The following is an 11,574-nucleotide window of genomic DNA, read 5'->3' on the forward strand; positions in this document are numbered from 1 at the left end:
ACTCTTTTTTAGGTCATATAAATACAAATGAAAATGGGGCTTCAATGTAATCTAATAAGGGTCTACTTTGAGGAGCTACTGATCCTATCACTTCTTGTCGACTATCTGCTGGTAAGTCTACCAAGCAGATTTCCAATTCATGTTCATAACGTAAAAACTGGGCATTGGCTAAAACAATATCTCCTCGATGCCGCTCTACGCATCGTCCTTTCACTACAGTATCAGCTAATTGGCTTCTTGAATGCGCAGCCCGAATGACATAATCACTCTTATCAATCCTATTTTCAAATACCATCCCTCTCCATTCTTCTGGTACATCGGCTACCAAAGGAATCATACCTTTTGATACATAAGACATCTCAAAGAGAGAAGCTGACGATAAACGGGTGTCTCCTACACAAATATAGTCACACTGACCCTTCATCAGGCAATCCAGGCTAGCTTGTAACGGTGTCAAAAATCGGTGTTCTTCCACCGTTGGTAAGCCCTCAAACAAGGGGAAGCGACGCTCCTCGCCAGGTACAAACGCAATCACAGGAATAAAGTAGTGATGGAGCCGCTCATTAATCATCCGTAGACGCTCTATACTTAAACCAGTATAAGGTTTGGGGTAATAATTATGGCAGGCCATTATCTTACTCAAATCCAAGCCTTTTTTCTCTAGTGCTTCTAAGAATTCATCTGTCAAGGTTGAAGCATTAAAGACGAGCTGAAAGTCATGAGACAATTGAAGGATTTCTTCCTCTGATAGTCCATCATCAATCCGGACTGCTGTGCAGCCTAGTTCTTTTAGCCCACTGATACCGAGTCGCTGATAGCTCTCTGCATTAATATCCACAAAAAGAGCAATCCCCTCTTTCTGACAAAAATCAACCGTGCTTTTAAGCTCTTGCTGCTGTCCTTTCTCTTCGGAAATATTTAGCGATGTAAAGGCAAAGGAAAAACCGGACTGTTTATACTCTAAGATAATATCTTGATTTGTTTGCACAGACTGCGAGGCATAGATGGAAAAACCCAAGGAACTTAAAAATGCTTTATTTTCCATAGACTTCATCAATCCGTTCCTCATCAATGCCAAAGAACCATGTGAGGACAAAACCACAGACATAGGCAGCCAACATGGCTAGAACATACTGAAGCTGGGTTCCTGGTACCATGATTAGTAGGCCGAACAAACCTGATACTCCTTGAGTAACTGTTCCTAAATGAAAGAGAACCGCTAGCATACCACCAATCCCTGAACCTAAACAAGCTGTGATAAAAGGTTTTCCTAATGGGAGAGTGACTGCGTACATCATTGGCTCTCCAATCCCCAATACTCCAACAGGCAAGGAGTCACGGGTTAATTGTTTTAATTTCTTATTTTTCGTTTTGAAGTAGAGGGCTAAACCTGCACCAACCTGACCGCCCCCAGCTGTCATCAGAATTGGTAGAAGATAGTTGATTCCACCGGTTGGCCCATCAGGATTATTCAATAACACATGAATAGGTGTTAGGGCTTGATGGAGTCCGACCGATACCAATGGTAGGAAACCTGCCGATAACAGATAGCCACCAACCACACCCAGCTGTTCATAGATAAAGGTTAAAGTATTGTAGATACCAGCTGTCAAGGCATTCCCCAAGGGTTGAATCACAATAACTGTCAGTAAACCGCCTAATATCACCGTTAACAGAGGGGTTAAGAAGGTATCTAAAAAACTCGGCATATATTTCCGAATGACTTTTTCTAAGTGGGCAAAGAATATTCCGGCAAATAGGGCTGCTAATAAACCTCCAACCCCTGGAGAATAGGCTTTGTTGACCAAGGGAAGGATGATTGCTTCCCCATTGACCACTGTCAAGAGAGGCATGGAAGGCACAGACACAAACATGGCACCAGCAATAGCTCCCAAAATCGGACTTCCTTTAAATTCTTTTGCTGCATTCATTCCTACATAAATCGGCAAAAAGGTAAAGAGACCCCAGCTCATCGTCCGAATACACTGGTACCACCACACCATCGCAAAGGCATTGTTCGTACTCACGTTGATGATATTGGTAAGGCCATTGATCATCCCTGCTGCAATAATTCCTGGCAAGATGGGGACAAAGATGTTGGCGATTTTCTGTAAAAATCGTTGAAGTGGCTTATCGTGCTTTGCTTTATTTTCTTGCTTGTTGACAGTCGCTAACTCTTCTGCTGTCATTTCTTCCGTAACGCTTCCTAAAGGAATGCCTGTCGCTGCTGCAAATTCTTGTCCTACTGTTGTAACGCGACCAGGGCCAAAGACGATTTGTAAGGTGTCCGCATCGACTACTCCTAAGACACCCTCGATTTGTTTTAATGCTTCAAACTGGACTGCTTGTCGATTTTTTAATTGTAGTCGCAATCGTGTCATGCAAATAGCATTTCCAGAAACATTTGCGACGCCTCCTATACTCGCTAATAATTGTTGAACCGTTGTTTTTGTTTCCATTGTTTACTCCTCGTTTTTCATGAACTCCCCAATCGCATGAACGATATTGTCTTGATGCTTTTCTAGCAGGGCTTCTGATTCGTCGAGACTTACTCCACCCAGCTGCATGAGAATGGCTTTTTTCACCTGCTGTTTGGATTGGGAAAAGACGTGTTCTGCTTCTGCCTCACTACAAGCTGTTGTCTTTTGGATAATCTGCTTGGCGCGCTTGACTAATTTTGCATTTGTTGGCTGAACATCCACCATGTAGCCCTTATACACTTTTCCAAGCTGAATCATAGTCGCAGTTGAAATCATATTTAAAATCAACTTTTGAGCTGTTCCTGCTTTCATACGGCTGGAGCCAGCCACCACTTCTGGGCCGACTAACACTTCGATGGCAATATCTGCAACTGCTGACAGCTCTGCTCCTTCTACGCAGGAAATGGAAGCAGTCTTGGCACCGACCTTCTTGGCATAACTAAGAGCAGAAAGGACATAAGGCGTGCGCCCTGATGCGGCTAAGCCAATGACCATGTCCTTGTCACAGACCTGGTGATCCTGCAAATCCTCCATCGCAGCAAGCTGGGCATCCTCAGCTCCTTCTTGAGCCGACAGAATGGCTTTTGGCCCCCCTGCGATAATTCCCTGTACCAATTCAGGGCTAACACCGTAGGTCGGCGGGCATTCAGAAGCATCTAAAATTCCTAGTCGGCCTGACGTTCCTGCCCCAATGTACAATATTCGTCCCTGCTTTCGAACACAGTCGACAGTTTGTTCAATGAGCCTATTTACTTGAGGGAGGACCTGAGCCACGGCATGGGCAACTTTTTGATCCTCCTGATTGATATAAGCCGTTAATTCTGCAATACTCATCTCTTCGATTGTTGCAGATGCGGGGTTGACTTGCTCTGTATGCAACTCATGAATGTCCATAGGCATCCTCCTCCTCCTTTGCATTTGTAAACGTTTACTTTCTTTTATTATACACTATTGAAATTATTTTTCAAGATATTTTGTTTTTTGTGTAATTTATTTACAAAAAATAATGGATTATCTCTCCTAAAACGAGGGAAATAGTGTACAATAAAGATATACAAACTCGTCAAAGGAAGAAGTAGTATGACAATTTTTTCTCCTAATATCAATGGTCTTACAAAGTCTGAACAACGGATTCTCCAATTTATCCAAGATAACCATATCAGCGTTGAGACGATGACCATTCAGTATCTAGCAACTCAATGCAATACCTCGACAGCTACTGTCAGTCGCTTGGCGAAAAAACTCGGGTTCTCCAATTTTCATAAATTTAAATTAGAACTGTTAAACACCAAATACGATGAACTATACGACGCGCAAATTACCTCGGCCGATAGTGTAGAACATCTAGTTCTCAAACTGGCAAACTCCAACATGACCTCCATTCAAGAAACGCTCAGTCTCCTCAATATCGAGGAATTAAAATATGTGGTCGAATTAGTCAGAAATGCCAATACGATCTATCTATTTGGAGTGGGGACATCGGGAACCGTTTGTAGCGATTTTTATTATAAATTAAACCGATTGGGAAAAAACTGCATCTACACTCAAGATTCCCATATCCAAACAGCTAGTATCGTATCGGCATCCCCAGATGATATTGCGATTGGTATCAGCTATAGCGGAACAACAAAGGAAGTGCTCGTCCCTTTACGATTTGCGGCTTCTCATGCTTTAAAAACCATCGCGATTACTGGTGTTGGAACAAGTCCTATTGTCAACATCTGTGATTTTGTATTCCGCATTCCTAGACACGAACAAGAGTTGCGGGTCGGAGCTATCGATTCACGGAACAACTCTATGTTTCTGACAGACTTGTTATATTTAGCCATGATTCAAGAAGATGTGTCTCAATTGAAGACTATTTTTGAAACAACAAAAGACTTGACCAACTTACTCAAATAAAGACTGCCCTCTATGGTTTCTACTCCAACATAAAACCATTCCCCTAAGACAACTAGGGGAATGGTTTTCATTTTTCATCCTTCACGGTGACTAAGAAAGCACCAGTCTTGAGGACTAGTTTCGTTCCTCCAAATAATCCGCAATCGCGGCTACGTCCTTGTCTCCTCGACCAGAGAGATTGACGATGATGATTTGGTCCTTATCCAATTGTGGAGCCCGCTTAATCGCTTCTGCCAAGGCATGCGAGCTTTCAATGGCTGGTAAAATTCCTTCTGTCCGACTGAGGGTCAAGAGGGCATTGACAGCTTCATCATCTGTTGCCGCCACATACTCTACACGACCGCTTTCTTTAAAGAAAGCATGCTCTGGACCTACTCCTGGATAATCCAGCCCTGCTGAAATCGAATAAACTGGCGCTACACTACCTGCGTCATCAAAGAGAGCAATCGTCTTCATCCCGTCTACAATCCCAACGGTTCCCTTGGTCATGGTTGCCGCATGAAGGCTGGTATCAACTCCTTTTCCAGCAGCCTCGACCCCAACCAGACCGACGCTTTCATCTGCCACATATTGGGAGAAGGCACCGATAGCATTGGATCCTCCGCCGACACAAGCCATGACATAATCAGGCAGACGTCCTTCTTTTTCTAAGATTTGGCGGCGAGATTCGAGGCTGATAACCTTTTGGAACTCATGCACAATGGTCGGATAAGGATGTGGTCCTACTGCTGAACCCAAGACATAGAAGGCTTCCAAATCTGCCATCCATGCCCCAAAAGCTGCGTCTACCGCTTCTTTCAACGTTTGTGTACCTGCGGTTACTGCGTGTACCCGAGCGCCCATCATCTCCATCCGGAAAACATTGAGGCGTTGGCGTTTGACATCTTCTGCCCCCATGTAAATATCACAGCCCATTCCAAAACGAGCAGCGACTGCAGCTGTCGCGACCCCATGTTGACCTGCCCCTGTTTCTGCAATCACTCGGGTCTTGCCCATGCGTTTCGCTAATAAAATCTGTCCTAGCACATTGTTTAATTTGTGGGAACCGAGGTGATTCAAGTCTTCTCGTTTCAAGTAAATCTTTGCGCCACCTAGGCTCTTGGTCAATGATTCAGCGAAATAAAGTGGAGTCTCCCGCCCTGAATAGTCCTTTAAATAGGCTTGGTATTCCGCCAAAAATGCGGGATCCTCACGATAGGTTTCAAATGTCGTTTCTAATTCATCGAGCAATGCCTGAATCGCTTCTGGTACAAAGCTACCACCAAATTGTCCAAAATATCCTTTTTCTGCCATCTTATACCTCTTTCTTTTTATAAGCCATCTGTTTATTTACAAGTAACTCATCAACTACTATTTTTATAAACGATTTAAACGCCATCGTTTTTTCATGATACAATCCCTCCTGATATAGTGCTATGTTGTGATAACACTATAGAAAAAGCCCCCGCATACAACAACTGTATGCGAGGGCGTCAATGACACGGTGCCACCTCACTTATGGAACTTGTCTAGAATCGTCCCATCTCTCATTCTCCTCTAGCAAGGAGTTGCACGGTAAGGGGTGCCAACCGAATTCTCATTGTTTTGAATTCACTATAGAACATCAGCCCATTTCATAAACGTCCGCTACTTGTTCGCAATACCCACAAGCTCCCTGAAAACTTCTCGTCTACTACTTCTTCTGATTAGTAAACATTATAGGGCTTATTTTTTACTTTGTCAAGCTCTTTTTTTAAAAAATGCTAATTTTTTGTAAAGGCTTTCTTCCACAGGCGATAGGTCAGATAGGCAAGTAGTCCGCCCAGTGTATTGGTCCAGAGGTCATCGACTTCAAAGACACGGCCTGCATCAAAGAGAAAGTCCAGCAAGAGCTGGGTACACTCGATGAACAAGCTCATCAAAAAGCTATAGATGGCAACTGCTCGAAGGCTCTGCCATTTTCTAAAAAGAAACACAAGGGCCAAGACAAGGGGGTAGAGCAGGAAAATGTTGGTGAGGTTCTGAAGCAGGACCAGCCACCAGTCAGCTAGGCTATCGAGCTGATCAGCATTGACGAAACTATTAAAGGGCACAGGCAAGAGATAGAGCCTGCCGATTTGAACAATCCCTGGCGTGGAAAAGGTCTTATACTGGGGGTAGATGTTCTGCGGCAGAAAGCACAGGCAACAGATTGCAAGAGCGTAGAGCCGCGCCAAAAATAGGGCGACTTTTCGTCCGACCGTGGTCAATTCTCCGTCTGCTCGAAATAGATTGCTCATGCCTTGATACCTGCTTTGGCCTTGGCTGCTGCAATGCGGGCACGCGCTGATTCGCGGTCTTTTTTCATGGTGTTGGAACGCAACTGGCCACAAGCTGCATCAATATCGGTACCATGTTCCTGACGGACAACGCAGTTAACCCCATTTTTCTTGAGGCGGTCATAGAAAGCTGCCACCCGTTCTGGTGTGGAACGGCTATATTGGTCATGTTCGCTCACAGGGTTATAAGGAATCAAGTTAACGTAGGACAGCTTGCGAATATTCTTGGTCAAATCAGCCAATTCTTGGGCTTGTTCCACTCCGTCATTGACTTCATTGAGCATGATATACTCGAAGGTCACCCGGCGATTGGTCGTGTCAATATAGTCTTCAATGGCTTCAAACAAGACTTCGATTGGGAACTTGCGGTTGATGCGCATGATGCTGGAGCGAATGTCATTATTTGGAGCGTGGAGAGAGACTGCTAGATTAACCTGCACACCTTCTCGTGCAAATTCACGGATTTTCGGTGCCAAGCCAGAGGTGGAAACGGTGATGTGCCGAGCCCCGATGGCCATTCCTTTATCATCATTGACAATCCGCAAGAAATTGAGGACATTGTCGTAATTATCAAAGGGTTCCCCAATCCCCATGACCACGATATGGCTGACGCGCTCCCCTTGATTGCGGTCATCAAAATACTTCTGGACCAGCATAATCTGCGCCATGATTTCTCCACTATTTAAGTCTCGTTGCTTACGAATCAAGCCAGAGGCACAGAAGGTACAGCCGATATTGCAGCCGACCTGGGTCGTCACACAGACAGACAAGCCGTAATGCTGGCGCATCAAAACTGTCTCAATCAGCATTCCATCAGGCAATTCAAAGAGGTACTTGACCGTCCCGTCTTTTGATTCCTGTACGACGCGCTGCTTGAGGGGGTTGACGACAAAGTGGTCGTTTAGTTTTGCAATCAAGTCTTTTGAAAGATTGGTCATCTCGTCAAAGGTCTGGACACGCTTCCGATAGAGCCACTCCCAAATCTGCGTGGCGCGAAATTTCTTCTCATCCTGTGCCAATACCCAGTCCGTCAAATCCGTGCGGCTAAGGCTATAAATCGATGGTTTCATAGGTCTCCTACTTCTGGCGAATCACAAAGCCACGCTTGGCTTCCTGTGGTTCACGCTGGTTCTTTTTCTTGTGTTGTTTCTTGCTACGTTCTGGTTTCGTCTGCTTTTGTGAACGTTGATTTTGTTTATCGCTTTTTTCTTTTACGGTAAATGAACGTTGAGGTTTGCGATTGTTTCTGCTACGGCGTCTGCGGGTTGGGCGTTCTTCCACTTCTACTGGTAGTTCCTGCGGATTTGGATTTTCCAAGACAAAATAGGCGCAGCCAAAATTACAAAACTCTGTCAAGTAATCGTCCAAACGGCTGATTTTCAAGTCGGACTTCACTGCCTTCTCGTCCCTGTAAAAGCCTTTCAAACGGAGCTGCTCGTTGCCCCAGTCTCCCACAATGTAATCAAACTTTAGCATGAGGGGAGAAAAACGTTGGCCAAAAGCCGTCTGATCAAAGGCTTGACGGTAGTCTTCCAAGAGATCTAATTCAATATTTTCTGCGACAACCTTGTCCCCGACTCGGGCAAAACTGGGACCAGGAAATTTATTATAATTGTACAATTCAGGTGCGATTTCCTTTTTCATAACTCCTCCTTTTCTTTTTTCTATCTAACCTTATTATTATAACACGATTCAGCATCAATTTGATAGAGCAAGGCTATAGAATAGAAATTTCAGAATATTCTCATCTCAATCCATGCAGAAACATTTTTTGATTATTTCTTAGGTAGTGCGGATGCAAGCAACCTCCTACAATCTTCAAAGTATCAAAAAAGAGCCCTTATTGGCTCTTAGAATGAAGATAAACCCGATTTTCTATTTAAACAAGTTGCAAAGCTCTGCTCACTTAGCATTCGTTTTGCCGATTTTCACGAGCGGAGCGAGCCTCATCAGATACTTTTCGCTGTGGTAAAAGTAGCGTCACCATTAGTAGTGACGCTACTCGGAAATGTTGAGACCCTAGGCTCAACATTTAGGTATGGAATGCCGCAGGAAGTCGCTACCGGCCGAGCCACCTAAGAAAAGTATCACAAAAGAATGTTTTCTGCAATCTGAAAGCCTTATTGGCTCTTGGTTTTCTTCAGATAGTCAATGGCTTCCTTGACATGGGTCACGGGGACGACTTCGATGTCTAGCTTATCCTTTTTGACAGCTTCCATTGCTTCTTCATAATTGGTTTTGGCATCTGGATGTTGTTTCAAAATCTCTTTATCGACGGGATTGTTGGGAACAAAGAACACACTTGCTCCTGCTTTGGCCGCAGAGAGGACTTTCTTGTCGGCACCACCAATGTCGCCAACGGAACCATCTTCTCCAATCGTTCCAGTCCCCGCAATCATGCGACCGTCCCGTAAATCAGGATCTGCTAATTGGGTGTAAATGGCTAGCGTGAACATCAAGCCTGCACTTGGACCACCAATGCTTCCCGTTTGGAAATCAATCTGCTCACTACTTTTGACTTCGGTATGGTCTACAAGGCCGATTCCAATCCCATTTTTCCCATTTTCTAGCTTGATGATTTTTCCATCTGCGGTCAATTCCTGACCAGCGCTCACATAACCTACTGTGACATCGCTCCCCAGCTTCAAACTGCTGACATATTCAATCAACTCTGGCGAACTCTTGAAGGTTTTACCATTGACGCTGACGACAGTATCGGCAATATTCAAAATATGCTTAAAGGTGGAATCCTCAGTCACATTGAGGACATAGACCCCGAAAAATTCCAAAGATGTTTCTTTCTTCGCCAAGGTCAATCCCTGATATTTGGCGATATTCTGGGAAGTTTCCATATAGAATTGATTGATACGGTAGAATTCTTCACTATTTGCGCCACCTGCCAACTCTTCCTTGGAAATAATATCAGAGTGCGAATCAAGGGCCGCAAAGAGGAGCTGAATAGCCGTAGCTGGCTTGACTTGCACATAGACAAAATTATAGGAGCCTGACTGTTCATCCTCTTTTCCACCAACGGTTAAGACCGTACGAATATCGGCTGCACCCCCTGGGCTTTCGATATAGTAGGGAAGTGGGAATAAAAAGGCAACCCACAACAAGATGGTTGAGAGGACAATCGATAGAATCAGGACTAGTTTTTTATTTTTTTTCATGCTTCATGAGTTCCTTGCTAATGACTTTAGGTACATAAGGGCTGATGTCTTGCTGGAAATGCAGGAGTTCCCGCACTTGACTGGAAGAGACAAACTTATATTCGGGGCTTGCTACTAGATAAATGGTCTCAAGTTCTGGCGCCAACCTGCGATTGTAAAAATCAAAACTGGATTCGTATTCCAAGTCAATCCCGTTGCGCAGACCGCGCACCAAGTAACTGGCACCGATTTTTTTCGCCACATCCACAACCAGCTCATCTTGGGCGACCAAGACCTTGACCGTAGGCATCTCGGCCACTACCTCTTCAATCAATCGTTTACGTTTCTCGCTTGTCAACAGCCCTTGCTTGTGCGGATTGACAAAGATACCTACGTAGAGTACATCAAAGAGCTGACTGGCACGCCTAATCAAGTCCAAATGCCCATTTGTAAGAGGGTCAAATGACCCTGTAAAAAGTCCAATTTTACCTGACATAAACCGTCACCTTGCTAATTCCATAGATTTTTTCTTTCCAAATGCCCAGGTCCGCGATTTCTTCTGGAAGCTGAACCTGCTTATCCGTCTCACAGACCACCATGACATCTTCTGCCAGCAACTTTTTCTGACACAAGGCCGTGACCGTCTCTACAATCGTTTCCTTGGCGTAAGGTGGGTCTAAAAAGACGAGGTCAAAAGGACCCTTTACCACCTCTAGCGCATGCTGTGCCTCCATCTGCAAGAGCTGAAACTTACTAGCTTCCTTGGTCATAGCAATGTTTTCTTTAATGATTGCCTGCGCTGGTCGGTCACGCTCCACCATAACTGCCTGCTCCATGCCACGTGAGATGGCCTCAATGGACAAGCCACCACTTCCTGCAAATAAATCTAAGACACGCCCCCCATCAAAATAAGGGCCAATCATATTAAACATGGCACCGCGAACCTTGTCAGATGTCGGACGCGTCGTCTTTCCTGCTAAGGTTTTGAGCGGTCTGCCACCGTAATTTCCAGAAATAATTCTCATAGTTCTTATTATAGCATACCCGTCGCCAATATGACCTGTAAAAAAATATCTATCCCTATCTATTAAAGATACAGAAAAAGAGCAAACTTGCTCTTTTCCTACATGAACTTTAGTTCACCTTCACTTTGCCATCCCAGGCATTTAGACCATAGCTAAGAATGTAGATGTCGGTAAACCCTTGCTTTTTCAAATAGAGGGCTGCTTGAGTGACCAATTGCCCACGATCGTTTTCATAAAGCAAGACAGGCTTATCCTTGCGAAGGGCTGCAAGGCTCTGTTTCAATTGTTGATAAGGAATATTACGCGCCCCCATAATATGTTTCTTCCGATATTCTGTTGGCTCACGCAAATCAATCAGTTGCCCGTCGTGAATTTTTTGAGCAAATTCATGATTTTCAACTACTTTTGCTGCTTGACGCAAACGCCAATAATTGAATGCGATCCAAGCTCCTACTAATACAACAAATGCCAGTAATACATATAAGGTTGACATTTAACTCTCCTTTTTCTTTTGATACTCTGACTCCAAACGATGTTCTCGTCTTAAAACCATCTCTGCTTCCATGTACTCCAATCGATCGATGACACCTGCTTGATAAAGACCATGCAATTCAATCTGCATCAATTCAATATCATAGAGTCGATTGCCCATATACACAATAATTCCAAAACGTTTCAGCAATTGCTGTACATCATAAAGTCTCGCCATAAAAAGAGTGTA

Annotated in this window: 13 protein-coding genes; 1 reads left to right on the forward strand and 12 read right to left on the reverse strand. The window is 44.3% G+C overall.

Going from position 1 to position 11,574, the window contains the following annotated elements:
* Positions 1 to 13 precede the first annotated feature (13 nt).
* The 3 genes from BU202_RS01105 to murQ are packed head-to-tail and all read right to left on the reverse strand — an operon-like array spanning position 14 to position 3,374.
* A complete protein-coding gene (locus BU202_RS01105; protein WP_244148993.1) occupies positions 14 to 1,045 on the reverse strand; it encodes a MupG family TIM beta-alpha barrel fold protein in 1,032 nt (343 codons plus the stop codon).
* A complete protein-coding gene (locus tag BU202_RS01110) occupies positions 1,035 to 2,459 on the reverse strand; it encodes a PTS transporter subunit EIIC (protein ID WP_075103957.1) in 1,425 nt (474 codons plus the stop codon). The genes BU202_RS01105 and BU202_RS01110 overlap by 11 nt, the downstream gene beginning before the upstream one ends.
* A 3-nt stretch (positions 2,460 to 2,462) precedes the next feature.
* A complete protein-coding gene (gene murQ, locus BU202_RS01115) occupies positions 2,463 to 3,374 on the reverse strand; it encodes an N-acetylmuramic acid 6-phosphate etherase (protein WP_075104072.1) in 912 nt (303 codons plus the stop codon).
* A gap of 186 nt (positions 3,375 to 3,560) precedes the next feature.
* Between murQ and BU202_RS01120 the strand changes: the two genes are divergently transcribed.
* Positions 3,561 to 4,382, forward strand: a complete 822-nt coding sequence (locus BU202_RS01120; RefSeq protein WP_075103958.1) for a MurR/RpiR family transcriptional regulator — start codon at positions 3,561 to 3,563, stop codon at positions 4,380 to 4,382.
* Positions 4,383 to 4,496: 114 nt separating this feature from the next.
* Here the strand turns inward: BU202_RS01120 and trpB are convergent, their stop codons facing one another.
* The 9 genes from trpB to BU202_RS01165 all read right to left on the reverse strand — a co-directional run bounded on the left by trpB (position 4,497) and on the right by BU202_RS01165 (position 11,562).
* On the reverse strand, positions 4,497 to 5,675 hold the full coding sequence (gene trpB / locus BU202_RS01125) for a tryptophan synthase subunit beta (protein ID WP_075103959.1): 1,179 nt from the start codon (positions 5,673 to 5,675) through the stop codon (positions 4,497 to 4,499).
* A gap of 449 nt (positions 5,676 to 6,124) precedes the next feature.
* The gene (locus tag BU202_RS01130) at positions 6,125 to 6,640 is read right to left on the reverse strand and encodes a VanZ family protein (protein ID WP_075103960.1); all 516 of its coding nucleotides are present in this window, start codon (positions 6,638 to 6,640) and stop codon (positions 6,125 to 6,127) included.
* Complete coding sequence (gene rlmN / locus BU202_RS01135) at positions 6,637 to 7,749, reverse strand: dual-specificity RNA methyltransferase RlmN (protein WP_075103961.1); 1,113 nt, start codon at positions 7,747 to 7,749, stop codon at positions 6,637 to 6,639. Before rlmN ends, BU202_RS01130 begins: the two co-directional genes overlap by 4 nt.
* Positions 7,750 to 7,756: 7 nt before the next feature.
* Complete coding sequence (locus BU202_RS01140) at positions 7,757 to 8,323, reverse strand: YutD family protein (RefSeq protein WP_075103962.1); 567 nt, start codon at positions 8,321 to 8,323, stop codon at positions 7,757 to 7,759.
* Between the two features lie 476 nt (positions 8,324 to 8,799).
* Positions 8,800 to 9,849: a SepM family pheromone-processing serine protease gene (locus tag BU202_RS01145; RefSeq protein WP_075103963.1), complete on the reverse strand. Its 1,050-nt coding sequence runs from the start codon at positions 9,847 to 9,849 to the stop codon at positions 8,800 to 8,802.
* Positions 9,836 to 10,324 (reverse strand): pantetheine-phosphate adenylyltransferase, encoded by a 489-nt coding sequence (gene coaD / locus BU202_RS01150; RefSeq protein WP_075103964.1) that lies wholly within the window; start codon positions 10,322 to 10,324, stop codon positions 9,836 to 9,838. The genes BU202_RS01145 and coaD overlap by 14 nt, the downstream gene beginning before the upstream one ends.
* Entirely contained in the window at positions 10,314 to 10,853 is a 540-nt protein-coding gene (rsmD, locus tag BU202_RS01155; protein ID WP_075103965.1) for a 16S rRNA (guanine(966)-N(2))-methyltransferase RsmD, read from the reverse strand. The genes coaD and rsmD overlap by 11 nt, the downstream gene beginning before the upstream one ends.
* A gap of 109 nt (positions 10,854 to 10,962) precedes the next feature.
* The gene (locus BU202_RS01160; protein WP_075103966.1) at positions 10,963 to 11,346 is read right to left on the reverse strand and encodes a rhodanese-like domain-containing protein; all 384 of its coding nucleotides are present in this window, start codon (positions 11,344 to 11,346) and stop codon (positions 10,963 to 10,965) included.
* Positions 11,347 to 11,562 carry a YqgQ family protein gene (locus tag BU202_RS01165; RefSeq protein ID WP_075104073.1) on the reverse strand — a complete coding sequence of 72 codons (216 nt, stop codon included), beginning with the start codon at positions 11,560 to 11,562 and terminating at the stop codon, positions 11,347 to 11,349.
* Positions 11,563 to 11,574 lie beyond the last annotated feature (12 nt).

Origin of the sequence: Streptococcus cuniculi (genome assembly GCF_001921845.1) — a bacterium.
GTDB lineage: Bacteria > Bacillota > Bacilli > Lactobacillales > Streptococcaceae > Streptococcus > Streptococcus cuniculi.